General features: G+C 66.9%; 14 protein-coding genes. 7 read left to right on the forward strand and 7 right to left on the reverse strand.

Annotated elements, in window-relative coordinates; translation table 11 throughout:
• The first annotated feature begins 20 nt into the window (after positions 1 to 20).
• A complete protein-coding gene (locus tag ACNH6H_RS20995; protein ID WP_418320232.1) occupies positions 21 to 896 on the forward strand; it encodes a D-hexose-6-phosphate mutarotase in 876 nt (291 codons plus the stop codon).
• Between the two features lie 26 nt (positions 897 to 922).
• On the opposite strand, the gene ACNH6H_RS21000 is transcribed toward ACNH6H_RS20995, so the two are convergent.
• Positions 923 to 1453, reverse strand: coding sequence for an SRPBCC family protein (locus ACNH6H_RS21000; protein WP_418320233.1), 531 nt, complete (start codon positions 1451 to 1453; stop codon positions 923 to 925).
• 140 nt (positions 1454 to 1593) lie between these two features.
• Here ACNH6H_RS21000 and gorA point away from each other — a divergent pair, with 140 nt between their 5' ends.
• Complete coding sequence (gene gorA, locus ACNH6H_RS21005) at positions 1594 to 2967, forward strand: glutathione-disulfide reductase (RefSeq protein WP_418320234.1); 1374 nt, start codon at positions 1594 to 1596, stop codon at positions 2965 to 2967.
• A gap of 16 nt (positions 2968 to 2983) precedes the next feature.
• On the opposite strand, the gene ACNH6H_RS21010 is transcribed toward gorA, so the two are convergent.
• A complete protein-coding gene (locus tag ACNH6H_RS21010; protein ID WP_418320235.1) occupies positions 2984 to 3565 on the reverse strand; it encodes a hypothetical protein in 582 nt (193 codons plus the stop codon).
• Positions 3566 to 3703: 138 nt separating this feature from the next.
• Here ACNH6H_RS21010 and ACNH6H_RS21015 point away from each other — a divergent pair, with 138 nt between their 5' ends.
• Complete coding sequence (locus tag ACNH6H_RS21015) at positions 3704 to 4279, forward strand: hypothetical protein (RefSeq protein ID WP_418320236.1); 576 nt, start codon at positions 3704 to 3706, stop codon at positions 4277 to 4279.
• Between the two features lie 19 nt (positions 4280 to 4298).
• Here the strand turns inward: ACNH6H_RS21015 and ACNH6H_RS21020 are convergent, their stop codons facing one another.
• On the reverse strand, positions 4299 to 7376 hold the full coding sequence (locus ACNH6H_RS21020; protein WP_418320237.1) for a PAS domain-containing protein: 3078 nt from the start codon (positions 7374 to 7376) through the stop codon (positions 4299 to 4301).
• Between the two features lie 247 nt (positions 7377 to 7623).
• On the opposite strand from ACNH6H_RS21020, the gene ACNH6H_RS21025 reads away from it, so the two are divergent.
• Positions 7624 to 7932: a hypothetical protein gene (locus ACNH6H_RS21025; protein ID WP_418320238.1), complete on the forward strand. Its 309-nt coding sequence runs from the start codon at positions 7624 to 7626 to the stop codon at positions 7930 to 7932.
• Between the two features lie 63 nt (positions 7933 to 7995).
• On the opposite strand, the gene ACNH6H_RS21030 is transcribed toward ACNH6H_RS21025, so the two are convergent.
• On the reverse strand, positions 7996 to 8205 hold the full coding sequence (locus tag ACNH6H_RS21030; protein ID WP_309698774.1) for a cold-shock protein: 210 nt from the start codon (positions 8203 to 8205) through the stop codon (positions 7996 to 7998).
• Between the two features lie 267 nt (positions 8206 to 8472).
• Here ACNH6H_RS21030 and ACNH6H_RS21035 point away from each other — a divergent pair, with 267 nt between their 5' ends.
• Both ACNH6H_RS21035 and ACNH6H_RS21040 read left to right on the forward strand, forming a co-directional pair.
• A complete protein-coding gene (locus ACNH6H_RS21035) occupies positions 8473 to 8952 on the forward strand; it encodes a cupin domain-containing protein (RefSeq protein WP_418320239.1) in 480 nt (159 codons plus the stop codon).
• A 16-nt stretch (positions 8953 to 8968) separates the two neighbouring features.
• Entirely contained in the window at positions 8969 to 9202 is a 234-nt protein-coding gene (locus tag ACNH6H_RS21040) for an RNA-binding S4 domain-containing protein (RefSeq protein ID WP_418320240.1), read from the forward strand.
• A gap of 25 nt (positions 9203 to 9227) precedes the next feature.
• On the opposite strand, the gene ACNH6H_RS21045 is transcribed toward ACNH6H_RS21040, so the two are convergent.
• Positions 9228 to 9776 (reverse strand): outer membrane beta-barrel protein, encoded by a 549-nt coding sequence (locus ACNH6H_RS21045; RefSeq protein ID WP_418320241.1) that lies wholly within the window; start codon positions 9774 to 9776, stop codon positions 9228 to 9230.
• A gap of 174 nt (positions 9777 to 9950) precedes the next feature.
• Between ACNH6H_RS21045 and ACNH6H_RS21050 the strand changes: the two genes are divergently transcribed.
• Positions 9951 to 10691, forward strand: a complete 741-nt coding sequence (locus tag ACNH6H_RS21050) for a 2OG-Fe dioxygenase family protein (RefSeq protein ID WP_418320242.1) — start codon at positions 9951 to 9953, stop codon at positions 10689 to 10691.
• Between the two features lie 39 nt (positions 10692 to 10730).
• Here ACNH6H_RS21050 and ACNH6H_RS21055 read toward each other — a convergent pair whose 3' ends face one another.
• Positions 10731 to 12800, reverse strand: a complete 2070-nt coding sequence (locus tag ACNH6H_RS21055; protein WP_418320243.1) for a S9 family peptidase — start codon at positions 12798 to 12800, stop codon at positions 10731 to 10733.
• Positions 12784 to 13542, reverse strand: a complete 759-nt coding sequence (locus tag ACNH6H_RS21060; protein ID WP_418320244.1) for an SDR family NAD(P)-dependent oxidoreductase — start codon at positions 13540 to 13542, stop codon at positions 12784 to 12786. The genes ACNH6H_RS21055 and ACNH6H_RS21060 overlap by 17 nt, the downstream gene beginning before the upstream one ends.
• Positions 13543 to 13575 lie beyond the last annotated feature (33 nt).

Genomic DNA, 13575 nt, shown 5'->3' on the forward strand with positions numbered 1-13575 from the left:
CAGCACGAGGACCGACGACGATGGTTGCGATCACGCTCAGCGAGTACAACGGTCTGGACGCCGTGCAGCTGCGCTCCGGCGACGGCTCCTGCGCGACGGTGCTGCTGCACGGTGCGCAGGTCGTTTCGTGGCAGCCGGCCGGCAAGGGCGAACAGCTTTATCTGTCGCCGTCGGCGGTATTCGACGGCCGGACCGCGGTCCGCGGCGGGGTGCCGGTGATCTTTCCGCAGTTCGACCAGCGCGGCACGTTGCCGCGCCACGGCTTTGCGCGCAACCGGCGCTGGCGGCCGCTCAGCATCGACAACGGTGCCAGCGACGCGCTGGCGGTGCTGCGCCTGGTCGACGATGACGACACGATGGCGATCTGGCCGCACCGCTTCATTGCCGAGCTGAGTGTCCACCTGTCGCCGGCACGGCTCGACATCGAACTGTCGGTCGAGCACCGTGAGCCCGAGGATGCGGCGCCGCCGGCCGAGCCGCTGCGTTTTACCGCCGCGCTGCACAGCTATTTGAGGGTCGGCGACGCCGCGGCGGCACACGTCGACGGGCTGCAGCGGCTGCGTTTTTTCGACAAGGTCCGCTCGACCGAGCAGGTCGACATGGCGCCGCAGCTGACGCCGGCCGGCGAACTCGACCGCATCTATTTCGACGTCGCCCGGCCACTTGTGCTGCGAGACGGCGAGCGGCGCATCACGATCGAGAACCACGGTTTCGACGACGTCGTCGTGTGGAATCCGGGGCCCGAGCTGGCGCGCCGCCTCGACGATCTGCCCGACGACGGCTGGCGCGAGATGTTGTGCATCGAGGCAGCGGCGATCGGCCGCCCGGTCGAAGTCCGGCCCGGCGACTGCTGGATCGGCCGGCAGACGATCAAGCTCGAGCAGCCGGAAGCCTGAGAACCGGCGCGCCGGTTCAGGCCGCGCTATTTTTTCTCGGCGACCGATTTCAGGTTGCGCAAGCCCGCCTCGAAATCCGGCCCGATCATGTAGTCGGCGCCGAGCGCAAACCAGCGCATCGGCGGCTTGTCGCCCATGTCACCGTTCAGCGTCCAGCTGACCCGGGTGCCGCCATCGATCGGCTCGAATATGAAGCTGCCTTTCGAGGTGGCCTCGAAATCCTCGAACTGCAGGTCGTAGTCGAGCTTGCGGTTCGGGTCGGCGGCGATGAAGGCCATCCGGCCGTTGCCCTGCGATTTGCTGCGCCACGCCCAGCCGGCGCCGGCGCCGACCGGTTCGCCGCTGAAACTCATCTGCATCTCGGGGTCGCGGCGATTCCATGCCGACCACTGCTGCCAGGCCTTCGGATCGGCGACCAGCGCATACACCTGTTCGGGCGGCGCCTGGATCTCGACGCTGCGGATCACGGTGAATTTGGGCGACAGCAACATGCCGCCACCCCAGACCAGCGCGGCCAGCAGCGCGACGACGATCAGCAGGACTTTCAGAAATCTCATGGTTCACTCCTCGCGCCGAGTGTCGCCCGCGCCGCAGGATGCTGCAAGCCTCGTCAATACCGGGTCGACGCTGGGGCATCATCGGGGCATCGACGGCGCCATTTCGGCGCTGCCTCCACGTCTGTCAATGGAGTTTGTTCGTGGCCGATCTTGATCTCGATCTGATGGTGTTGGGCGCCGGCAGCGGCGGCGTGCGCGCTGCGCGCATGGCCGCGCAACTCGGCGCGCGGGTCGCGGTTGCCGAGGTGGCGGCAACCGGCGGCACCTGCGTCAACGTCGGTTGCATCCCGAAGAAGCTCTACAGCATCGCCGCCCACTATGCCGAGGATTTTGCCGAGGCGCCCGGCTTCGGCTGGCCGGAAAGCGCTCCGAAACTCGACTGGGGCCTGCTGAAATCGCGCCGCGCTGCGGAAATCTCGCGGCTGAACCGAGTCTACGAAGGCCTGCTCGACGGCGTCGGTGTCAAGCTGCTGCGTGGTCGCGCGCGGATGGCCGGCCCCAACGAGGTCATCGTCGACCTCGCCGAAGGCGGGCAGGCGCGCGTCAAGGCCAGGCACGTGCTGGTGGCCACCGGCGGCCATCCGATCCACCTCGCGATCCCCGGTTGCGAACGTGCCGTCGTCTCCGACCAGATGTTCGATCTGCCGGAATTTCCGCGCCGCCTCGTTGTCGTCGGCGCCGGCTATATCGCCTGCGAGATGGCGTCGATCTTCCACGGCCTCGGCGCCGAGGTGACGCAGCTGATCCGCGGCGACGGCCTGTTGCGCGGCTTCGATGCGGACATCGGCCGGTTTCTGGCCGGCGAGATGCAGAAGAAGGGCGTCGAGCTGTGTTTCGGCCGCAAGCCGGTCGCGATCGGCCACAGCGACGACGGGCTGTTTGTCCACGTCGACGACGGCAGCCGGATCGGCGCCGACACGGTGCTGATGGCCACTGGCCGCGGACCGAATACCCACGGGCTGGGTCTGGCCGAGATCGGCGTGAAGCTGCGGCCGAACGGCTCGGTGATCGTCGATGCCGCGGGTGCCAGCAACCTGCCATCGGTGCACGCGGTCGGCGATGTGACCGACGCGCCGCAGCTGACACCGGTGGCGCTGGCGCAGGCGATGGTCGTCGTCGATCGATTGTTCGGCGATGGCCGGCGCAGTTTCGACCCGACGCTGATCCCGACCGCGGTATTCACGCATCCGAATGTCGGAACGATCGGCATCAGCGAGGCGGCGGCGCGTGAGCGGCAGCACCGCGTGAAGATTTTCCGCAGCGAGTTCAGGCCGTTGAAGCACACGCTGTCGGGCAGCGACGAGCGCAGTCTGATGAAACTCGTCGTCGATGGGGACAGCGACAAGGTGCTCGGCCTGCACATGGTCGGTGCCGAAGCCGGCGAGATCGTGCAGGGATTTGCGGTCGCAATGGGAATGGGCGCCACCAAGGCGCAGTTCGATTCGACGCTCGGCATCCATCCGACGATGGCCGAGGAGTTCGTCACGATGCGAACGCCGGTTGCAGAGGCCTGAGCGGCCGGCAACCCAGCTACGGCGACTGCATGTCGATGCGCCGGACGGTGCCGCCGAGCGCCTGCACCGCATCGATCATGTGGCGCACGCCACCCGGACCATCGCCCGGCTTGCCGTCCCACAGGCAAAGAAATCGCAGCCTGTCGGCGCCAAAGGCAAGCGCCGAATCGAGCAGCCAGCGGTTGCAGCGCTCGTAGCGGTCGACCGCCGGGGGTGTCGGTCCGAGTTCATCGCCAAGGCAGCGAGGCGGCTCAGCCAGCCGCTGGCGGACCTGTTGCCATCGCTGCAGCCAGTCCTGCCCATCGCTGCTCGACAGGATCGACTCGGCGATGAAGGCGGATTCATCGGACGGCAGCAGCACCCGGCAGGCGACGCCGCGGGCCTGGCATGCCTCGAGAAAAAGCAGATCGCCACCGGCTGCGGCCTGGCACAGCGCCAGGTCGCTGGCGCCGGCACCGAGCTGCTCGAGTTCGGCCGCGAGCCGGCGCTCGACGGCCGGCACCAGCGCTGGCGGGAAGCGGGGCTGGGCACGATCGGGCGCATCGACGCGGTGTCCTGAAAACAGCAGGACCTGACGTGGTTCGGGCAGCTCAGCCATCGCCGGATTGTCCGACAAGCGGCGTGATTTTCGGGGCGTGGCATCATCTCGCCCCACCGTCCGGCACTGTCCGGGCGCCGAGCCAGCCGTCCGGCGCCGATCCGGACGCCATGCGTTTGTCGACCTATTCCGTCATCCATGCGACTTTCATCGATCCATCCTGATGCGCCGCCTTGCGGCTCGTTGTTCCGCCGCGGGCGGGTTTTTGCCAGCCTGGCCGTTGCGCTCGGCTGCGCGGTTGGCGCGGCCCATGCGGCCGACAAGCCGGCCGACAAACCGGCCAGCAAGCCGGCTGCCAGCAAACGCGCCAGCCCGCCGCCGGCCGAGCCGGTGCCGGCGCCGAAGCCGTTGACGCCGCTGCTGACCCGTGACGAACTGCGCGCCTGCATGACGCTGCAGGCGAGCAACAAGCAAAATGCTGCCGATGTGCAGCGGATGCAGCCGGAGATCGTGGCCGAAAAAGCCGAACTGCAGCGCAGCGGCGAAACGATGAAGGCCGAACTGGCCGCGCTCGATCGCAGCAGCGAAGAAGCCGTCAACGGCTACAACGCGCGTGCCGCCGCCCGCGATCGGCAGATCGCCGACCTCGAAGCGAAGATCAGCGAATTCAATGCCAAGCTGACCGCGTTCGAGACGGGTCGCGCCGACTATGCGCGCAACTGCGACAACCGGCGTTACGACGAGCGCGACGAGAAGGCCTTGCTCGGCCAATGAGGCTGGTGCGCCGGCGCGCTCACCGTGCCGCGCGCTGCGCCAGCAACCGGTCGAGGCCGCCGAGAAACTGCTCGAACCGGATCGGCTTGGTCCAGTAGTCGTCGAAACCGGCCGCCTTCGCGCGCTCGATGTCCTCCGGGATCGCGTTCGCCGACAAGGCCACGCACGACGTCGCACGCGTCTGCGCCTGTTCGCGCAGCCGACGCAGCACCTCGAAACCGTCGATATCCGGCAGATGGATATCGATCAGCACCAGGTCCGGCCGGAATACCGCGGCCCGGTCCACCCCCGCGAGCCCGGTTCCCTCGCTGAGAAACTCGATCCGCCCGCGGCGCGCGATCAGCTCCTGGACGAGGATCACATTGACCGGGTTGTCCTCGATGTAGAGCACCCTGGCGGCGCAGCCGCCGGTTTCGCTGGCGGCGGCAAGTTGCGCGCGCGGCAGCACGATCCGCAGCCGCTCGCCACCGCCGGGCAGCGGCGATTCGTCGAGCCGGCCGTTCATCACGGCCAGCAGCGCGGCAAACAGGCGCAGGTCGGGCGCCGGTGCCGGCTTCGCGACCAGTGCCCGATCGATCGCGCCATCGAACAGTTCAGCCTGCCGGGCCGGCGCAGAGTGGGTGCCGGCCCGTTCGATGTCGATGAAGCCGTGTGTCTGGTCGGCCGATGCCGACACGCCAATTGCCGATGCTGGCGATGCCAGCGACTGTTGCTGGCCGAGCAGCTTGCTTACCAACCTGCGCAAACGGGGTTCATCGGCCAGCACGGCGACCGCATCGGCGGGGGGCTGGAAATGCACGGCCGGCGCCCGTGCGGCCGATTTGCCGTTGACTGCCGTGGCGACGCCGCGCAGCAGCGGCTCGAGGTCCACCGCTTTCAGTGCAACCACCGGTTCGCTCGGCTTGACCGTCGACAGGTCGAGCACCTCGTCGACCAGTTCGAGCAGTTGCTCGGCGGCATTGCGGATGTGCGACAACATCTGCAGCCGGCTGCCGGCGGTCGTCGGCGCGCGATCAGACTCGCCTGCCGCCTGTTCCGCGCCGGCCAGCAGTTGCGTGAAGCCGAGGATGGCATTCAGCGGCGTGCGCAGTTCATGGCTGATGTGGGCCAGCAGCTCGGACCGCGCATCGCTGCGCCGCTGCGCGGCCTGCGCCTCGCGCCTGACCTCCTCCGCGACGACGCGTTCATGGATGTCCCAGTTGACGCCGAGCACCCTGCTCACATTGCCCTGCGCATCGCGCACCGGCACCGACCGTGCCGCCAGCCAGCGCAGCGCGCCGTCCGGCCGGACGATGCGGAATTCGTAGCGCGCCATCGAGCCATCGGACAGCGAACGTTGATGGGCGGCGCGGATGCGTGGCAGGTCGTCCGGATGGGCTTGCGCCGTCCAGGGCTGGCGCGCGGCCTCAGACTCGAGATCGGCCGGTGCATCCAGGCCGCGCAGCATGTACATCTGCGCATCCCAGCGCGCCAGCTCACCCGACAGCTCGGTTTCCCAGGTGCCGATACCGGCACCGTGGGTGGCCAGCGCACTGCGCTCGCGGGCCTGCGCCAATGCCTGGTCGGTGGCCCGTCGCTCGGTCACATCGAGGGTGGCGCCGAACAGCATCGGATGCCCGTTCGACGATTCGCGGCGGACGCGGTCGACCAGCCAGCGCACCTCGCCGGCTGGCCTGACGACACGGTATTCGTATTCGGCCGCGCCGCTGTCGAGACGCTGCAGGCCGACGAGGGCGGCGCGTACCGCAACGCGATCGTCCGGATGGACCACCTCGGCAAGCCAGACCTCGGTCGACGGCGGCCCGAGGTCCGGTGACCAGCCGCACAGGCGGAACATCTGGCCGTTCCAGTGCACCTGTGCGCCGTCAGGGTCGCGGCTCCAGATGCCGACACCGGCGGCAGAGGTCGCTATCTCGAGACGCCGGGCCAGTTCGGCGGCGGCATATTCCTGTTTGACGCGTTCGGAGACGTCCAATGCGACGCCGACCATCGACAGCGGCCGCTCGAGGGCGTCGCGCTGCAGGACGCGGCGTGACAACAGGTACCGCCAACTGCCATCGGAGCAGCGGTAACGGGCCTGCATGTCGACCGGGCCGGGTTTGCTCAGCGCGGTCTCGAACGCGGCAGTGGCCTGCGCGCGGTCATCCGGATGGATCAGCTGGCACAACCGTTCGATCGGTGTCCCGTCGGCATCGTCCGGCAAGCCGAACATCTGCTGGCCGCGGGAATTGAAATGGATTCGATTGCTTTGCAGGTCGTGCTGGAAGATCACGATCTCGCCGAGTTCGACGGCAAATGTCAGTTTTGCCGAGGCCTCCTTCAGCGAGTGCGCAGTGGTCACCGACTCGGTATCGTCGACCATCACACCGACCGCGTGGGCAGGCTGGCCGTCGGCAGACGGCTTGATTTCCCATTGCGAATGCAGCCAGCGCATGCTGCCGTCGGGACGGACAACGCGGAAGCGTTGCGCATAGCGGCCGATCTGCCGAGTCGAGCGGGCAAATTGGTCAACCCGGACATCGTCGGGATGAATGCGCTTGATCGCCTCGTCGAAATCCGGTGTTCCGTCGGCCGGATCGAGCCCCCAGAACCGGAAGACATGGTCGTCCCAGCGGCCTTTGCCGGTCGCGAGGTCGCGTTCCCAGACGCCGAGGCGGCCGAATTCCTGCGCGGTGCCGAGCAGCTCCTCGAGTTGACGCAATCGTTGCTGCTGGCTGCGTTCGGTGCGCAGATCACTCAGCGTCCACAGCCGCAGATCGGCGTGCGCGCTGATCCGCACTTGCAGTGGCACGCCGAGCAACCGTGGTGGCAGGTCGAGTGTGGCCGTGGTCTCGATCGCGAGCCCGCGCTGCAGCGCGGTGCCGATCGACTGGCGCAGCGTCTCATCCGCCAGATCCGACTGCGGGTCGGTGGACAACAGCGCAGCGAGTGCGGTCCCTGCCGCGGGTGCACCGCTCGCGTCATCGAAGGCGCGGTTGGCCCACAGCAAGCGGCCGGCGGCGTCACTGACCAGTTGCCACTCACGGCTCTGCCCCAGCAATGCGAGCAGCTCATTGCTGTGGGCGATCGCTTGAGGCCAGGGGCGCGACGCGGTCAATGGGAATCCAAACGGCGATTCAACGGCTGCATTGTCGCCGTGCCGGCAAGAATCACCCTGTCAATCCCCAGGAAATCACTCGCCGGCGGGGAGTGGGCTCGCTGCCGGGCGCGGCAACGGCTGTCGGAAGCTTCCTACCGAGCTTCAGCCCGGTGGCCGATGGGCGCGGCGACGACTTGTCACTAAATTGTGGTTCACCGGAGCAATCGCCGCCACGCAGGCTGGCGCAGAGGAGAGGAGAACAGCCATGAAACGCAATACGACCCTGACCGTGATGTTGATGATGGGCAGCATTGCCGCGGCAGTGGCTGCGCCCGAGCTGCCGGCCGATATCGCCACCGTCGCCTGCGCCGAACAAATCGCGATTGCGCCGGCATTGCCGCTGGCCGCGCGCGAAGGGGTACAGCGGGCCACCAACAAGACTCAGACCTCGTCCAGCGTATCGCGCCAGGACGCACAGGCCGTCTGCGAGACCGACGTCACCGCGCCCTACCGCCAAGCCCATCATGGGGGCATGAAGGTCGTGCCGGTCTGCCGCGTGATGGCAACCACCTGACGCACGGATCGACAGACGAAAAAAAACGCGGCCTCGGCCGCGTTTTTCATTGCAGGTGAAGCCTTACAGCGGACGGATGTTCGCTGCTTGCAGGCCCTTCTGGCCTTGCTTCACTTCGAATTCGACCTTCTGGTTCTCGGTCAGGGTCTTGAAACCCGAGCCCTGGATGTCACGGAAGTGGGCGAACAGGTCAGCGCCGCCCGCGTCTTGAGCGATGAAGCCGTAGCCCTTGCTCTCGTTGAACCACTTCACGGTACCGGTTTGCGTCGTCATGGATATTTCCTAACTCTCTAACTTTCTAGCGGATTAAATACGCGGCACATGCCTCGCATACAGCAACACTCAAGAAATGATCCGGGGATTTCCAAACGACATGACAACCGCGGCCGCCAACATTCAGGTATCTCTTCAATCTGTCTTGCGCATGACTGTGCCCGGAATGTACACCATGTAGCCGTCGATTGAATCGAAGTGTCGATGCGACCTTTGATTTATGAGGTCGCACAATGCGGTTCCTATCCGAACAACGGGAGTTCCGAGATGAGTGCCGAGTCATCGAGTGCCACGCCACGCTGGAAACATGACGGAGTGCGTGTCGTTCCAGGCGATCGCCTCGACCCGAATACCGCGCAGACGCCGGGCATGGACCGCAAGGCGGCAATCAACTTTGCGCGTGTCGGCGCGCAGAAGCTGTGGGCGGGCACGGTGCACATCCACGCCAATGCGAAGACCGGGCCACATCATCATGGCCCGCTGGAAAGCGTGATCTATGTCGTCAAGGGCAGGGCAAGGATGCGCTGGGGCGAGGCGCTCGAGTTCACTGCCGAGGCCGGGCCGGGCGACTTCATCTATGTACCGCCGTATGTGCCGCACCAGGAGATCAATGCCAGCGTCGACGAGGTGCTGGAGTGCGTGCTGGTGCGCAGCGACGGTGAGGCCGTCGCGGTCAACCTCGACATCGAGCCGGCCGAGAAGCCGGAGTCGGTGGCCTGGGTCGATCCGACCCATCCGGCGCCATGAGTACCGCGAACTGCTGATGCAGATGGTCGATTTTGAATTGCGCGGCGAGTTCATCCCGCTCGATGCACTGCTGAAGGCGACCGGCCTGGCAAGCAGCGGTGGCGTCGCAAAAATGATGATCGCCGCCGGCGAGGTATTCGTCGACGGCGAGCCGGAGTCGCGCAAGACGCGCAAGATCCGGGCCGGCCAGATTGTCGAGGCCGCCGGATCCAGGCTTCACGTGACGGCAGGGCCGCCGCCGCCGCAGTGATGCGGCGGCGGGCCGTTTGCCGGCGTCAGAAGGCGTAGCGCACGCCCATCGAGTACATGTCGGTATTGGCCTTGCCGTTGTTGGTGTCGAGGCGGTAACGCTCCCACTCGCCACGCAGCGACAGGTTGCTGTCGATGGCATATTCAAGGCCCGCGCCGACCTTCGGGTTGGTGCCGCGGCCTGCGCCGCCCAGCCCGTCGGTCTTGCCATTGACGACACCGACGCGGCCGATTGCCGATACCGAGTTGGTCAGCGGCAGCTTGCCGACAGCATCAAGATAAACCGCATCGGCCTCGAGCTGGCCGGCGCGGCTCTTGAAGCTGCCGAGGTCGGCATAACCGGTTTCGAGCGCAAAGTTCGGCGTCAATTGATAGCCGCCATAGATCTTTGCGCCGGTCGACGAGCGGTCGGTCTCCTGGCGGCCGACACTGTCGCCCTTGTAGTGCGAGCCACCGACGGCGCCGCCGATATACAGGCCTTGCGCCTGCGCCTGCGCGAGGCCGGCAAATCCGATACCGCCAGCCAGGGCGGCGGCAACAGCAACAACTTTCAGCGATTGGTTTTTCGAGTTCATCTGAGCTTCCTTTTTTTCTGTTGAGGATCGTCGATCGATCTCGACCAGCACGACTGTGCGCAAGCTGCGTGAACCGCAGATGCACGGCAGGTGAAGTTGTGTCGACCGGCTGTAATGCCTCGTGACGACGCGCGGCACAATCCGACATCACCGCTTCCGAATACCGCACATCAGATGACGCCGACGCCGCCGCTGGCCACCGCCGATCAATTGCCGACTCGCCTCGCCGACCCGGGTTTTGCGGTGCTGGCACCGTCGGAGCTGGCATACCTGGTCAATGTCCCTCTGTCCGATTTGCGGGCTTTCGAGCTGAGCTGGGACGATCTGCCGCCCGATCTCTATCTGCGCGACGGTGGCCGTTACCGGCGCCGCCGCCACGCCTGCTTCGTGGTGGACGGCGAGCGGGTCGACGCGGTAGCGCACCGCGCCCACTGGCAGCCGGTCGAATACAACGCATTGCACGGCGGCCTGGAACGCTGGTTCGAAGCGATGGCGCCGCAGCTCTGCAATTCAGCCGCATGGCGGCGATTGCTGGCCGGCCTCGGTCAGGTGGCGTCGGCGGTGAAGGGCGTGCAGCCCTGGTATGTCGAAGCGCACCAGTTCCGCATCGATACGACCGACGGCATCGGCCGGCCGACGCCGGAGGGCGCCCACCGCGACGGCGTCGATCTGGTCGCGGTCTTGCTGATTTCCAGAGTCGGCATCAAGGGCGGCGAAACGCGGGTCTTCGATGCCGACGGTCCGGCCGGCAGCCGATTCACATTGTCCGAGCCTTGGACGCTGCTGATGCTCGACGATGCGCTGGTGATCCACGAAACGACGCCGATCCAGCCGGTCGATCCCGATCGGCACGGCTGGCGCGACTCGCTGGTGATCACCTTGCGCGCCGGCGGGTTTCAGGGCCCGCCGGACTGACTGGCGCCGGGGCTGCGCGGTGCCGGCGGCCAGACCGCGTCAGCGCTGCGAACCGGCTCCGATCACGCGGCGCAGGAATTCAACCGTCGCATGGAACTGGAAGTCCGCATTTTCCTTGCGGGCAAAACCATGCCCCTCGTTTTCGGCGCGCAGGTACCAGACCGGGACGCCGAGCTGGCGCACCCGCTCGACGATCTGCTCGGCCTCCGTATAGGGCACGCGCGGATCATTGCGCCCCTGCACGACGAACAAAGGCTTGCGGATCCGCTCGGCATTGGTCAGCGGCGAGATCCGTTCAAGAAAGGCGCGCATCTCGGGATCACGCTCGTCCCCGTATTCGACCCGGCGCAGGTCGCGGCGGTAACTCTCGGTGTTGGTCAGGAAGGTGACGAAATTGGAGATGCCGACGACGTCGATCGCTCCGGCAATGCGGTCGGCGTAGTGGATCGCCACCGCCAGGCTCATGTAGCCGCCGTAGCTGCCGCCCGAGACGACGACGCGTGAGGCATCGAGCCCTGGCTGCCTGGCGATCCAGTCGAGCAGCGCGCCGATATCCTTCACCGAGTCTTCGCGCAGGCGGCCGTTGTCGAGCGTCAGAAAGGTCTTGCCATAACCCGACGAGCCGCGCACATTGGGCTGGATCACGACGATGCCGTGGTCATTGACCAAGTGGTTGTATCGGCCGAGAAAGCCGAACCTTGCCTGCGCCTCCGGCCCGCCGTGGATCAGGATCAGCACCGGCCGCTTGCCGGTGAAGCGCTGCGGCGGCTCGTTGATCAGGCCGGAGATCGTGCGGCCGTCGAAACTCTGCCAACGGATGATGCGCTGCTCGCGAAAGCGGCTGGTATCGACCTGCGACGGCACGACCGGGCGCGTCCATTGCTCGATGCGCCCGCTGTCCGCATTCAGTGCATACAGCTGGCTTGGCCCGCGGACATTGCTCAGCGAAAACGCCAGTTCCGGCAGCCGGCGATGGAAGACGCTGCTGCCGACATTGCCGGCCGGCACGGCAGGCACTGGCAGCTCACGCAAGCTCGCGGTATCGAACAGCCGCAGTTCGTCGCGTCCGTCGACATTGGCCTGCGCCGCCAGCACCCGGCCGTCGGCGCTCAGCGTGACCGCGCCGATGTCCCATGGAATGTGCGGGGTGATCCGCTGCAGCCGACCGCTGTCGAGCTCGACCCGGAACAGTTCGCGGAATTCGCCGGCGCGGTCGCTGGTCAGATACAGCGCCTCGCCATCGGGCGAGAAATCGGCGGCGAAGTGGCTGGCCTTGTCGGACGATCCCGGCGCGGGCAGCAACTGCGAGCTGCGGCCACTGGCCAGGTCGATCAGCCAGATCTGCGACTCGTTGGCGGACAGATAACGTGTCAGCGCCAGCTGCCGGTCGTCGCGCGAGATCACCGCGCCGAACCAGCCGCCGCCATCGAGTTCGGCAACCAGTTTGGCAGCCGCCGGATTCAGCGGGTCGACCAGCCGCACCCGGGTGCTGATGCGCGCGCGGCTGCCGCCGCTGGCGGTCTTGTCGAGCGGTACCGAAGTGACCAGCATCGTGCTGCTGTGGTGCAACCAACCCTGCAGGCTGTGGCGTTCATCCGGGTCGGTCAGCAAAGTCGAACTGCGGCTCGCCGGATCGAGGCGGTACAGCTGGTTGGCCTCGTTGCCACCGCTGCCGCGTGCGTAGACGATGAAGCGGCCATCGCGCGGCTCCCACGCTGCCGAGGTGACAGGCTCCGGCGCATCGGTCAGCTGCACCGGCTCGGCCAAAGGCGCCGCGAGCTGGAACAGCTGTGCGGTATTGCCGCCGGCCGGCCGGTGGCTGATCAGCATCTCGCGCCGCGTCGGATGCCAGTCGACAAATCCGTGGCCGCGGAATTCGCCGTACGGCGCGAGTTCGGTCGCGATGCGGGTCGGCAGCGGCGGGATGCCCTGCACGACGAGGTTGGGATTGGGTGTGATCTGGCTGTCTGCCGCCGGCTTCTCAGGCGCGCTGGCGCATGCTGCCAGCAAGCCGCTGAAGGCGATCGACAACAGTGCAAGTCCCAGACTGCTCAAGCGGGTCGGCGCAGCGTCGCCGTGGATCGGTGCCGGCTCAGACATTGCGGACATCGGCAATCACCTCGTTGCCAAACTCGGCGCGGTGCAGGAAATCGACGACCTGCCGGGCCGCCTGCGCCGGCGAGGCGAGCATCCCGCGTTCCTTCAGCGCGACAAAATTCGCCTTGTCCGGAAACCCCGCCTCGTCGGCGCCGCGCAACTGCACCTGCATGTCGGTATCGATGACACCGGGCGCCAGCGACACGATGCGCGCCGCATTGGCATGGCCCGTTTCGTCGAGGGCCATTGCACGCGACAGGTTGTCCAGCCCCGCCTTCACCGCGCAGTAGGCGGCGGAGCCGGCCATCGCGCGGCGGCCGAGACCGGACGAGATATTCAGGATCCGGCGCGACGCCGGCCAATCGCGGGTGGCGCGCAGAAACGATGCGCTGAGCAGCAGCGGCGCCTCGATGCCGACCCGCACCGCCTGCGCCAGTTCGGTGTTCGACGATTCATCGACCGGCCCGACGCGGCTGATCATCGCGGCATTGTTGATCAGGCAGGCCGTCGACAGCTGCGCCGGCCCGATGCCCGCCAGCCACTGCGCCAGTTCTTCGGCGACTCGCTCCGGATCGGCCAGATCGCGCTGCCATTGCAGCAAGGTGGCGCCGGCCTTGCCGGCCAGCGGCTCGAGCGCCGGATTCTGCTTGCGCGAGATGCACAACACGGTGTGGCCTGGCGCGAGCAACTGTTCGGCGATTGCGGCGCCGAGGCCGCGCGAGGCGCCGGTGACGATGTAGATGGCGGATGGCATGGCTTGTCTTCCTTCGGACGGGCAGAGGTATTG

The sequence above is a fragment of the Pseudideonella sakaiensis genome (assembly GCF_048320135.1).
In the GTDB taxonomy this organism is placed as follows: Bacteria; Pseudomonadota; Gammaproteobacteria; order Burkholderiales; family Burkholderiaceae_C; genus Ideonella_A; species Ideonella_A sakaiensis_A.

Excerpts from the sequence above, each read along its gene's own strand:
- ACNH6H_RS21055 (WP_418320243.1), bottom strand. The coding sequence starts at position 12,800 with ATGTCCGCAATGTCTGAGCCGGCACCGATCCACGGCGACGCTGCGCCG.
- ACNH6H_RS20995 (WP_418320232.1), top strand. The coding sequence starts at position 21 with ATGGTTGCGATCACGCTCAGCGAGTACAACGGTCTGGACGCCGTGCAG.
- ACNH6H_RS21045 (WP_418320241.1), bottom strand. The coding sequence starts at position 9,776 with ATGAACTCGAAAAACCAATCGCTGAAAGTTGTTGCTGTTGCCGCCGCC.
- ACNH6H_RS21050 (WP_418320242.1), top strand. The coding sequence starts at position 9,951 with ATGACGCCGACGCCGCCGCTGGCCACCGCCGATCAATTGCCGACTCGC.
- ACNH6H_RS21000 (WP_418320233.1), bottom strand. The coding sequence starts at position 1,453 with ATGAGATTTCTGAAAGTCCTGCTGATCGTCGTCGCGCTGCTGGCCGCG.
- ACNH6H_RS21015 (WP_418320236.1), top strand. The coding sequence starts at position 3,704 with ATGCGACTTTCATCGATCCATCCTGATGCGCCGCCTTGCGGCTCGTTG.
- ACNH6H_RS21010 (WP_418320235.1), bottom strand. The coding sequence starts at position 3,565 with ATGGCTGAGCTGCCCGAACCACGTCAGGTCCTGCTGTTTTCAGGACAC.
- ACNH6H_RS21035 (WP_418320239.1), top strand. The coding sequence starts at position 8,473 with ATGAGTGCCGAGTCATCGAGTGCCACGCCACGCTGGAAACATGACGGA.
- ACNH6H_RS21030 (WP_309698774.1), bottom strand. The coding sequence starts at position 8,205 with ATGACGACGCAAACCGGTACCGTGAAGTGGTTCAACGAGAGCAAGGGC.
- ACNH6H_RS21060 (WP_418320244.1), bottom strand. The coding sequence starts at position 13,542 with ATGCCATCCGCCATCTACATCGTCACCGGCGCCTCGCGCGGCCTCGGC.
- ACNH6H_RS21025 (WP_418320238.1), top strand. The coding sequence starts at position 7,624 with ATGAAACGCAATACGACCCTGACCGTGATGTTGATGATGGGCAGCATT.
- ACNH6H_RS21040 (WP_418320240.1), top strand. The coding sequence starts at position 8,969 with ATGCAGATGGTCGATTTTGAATTGCGCGGCGAGTTCATCCCGCTCGAT.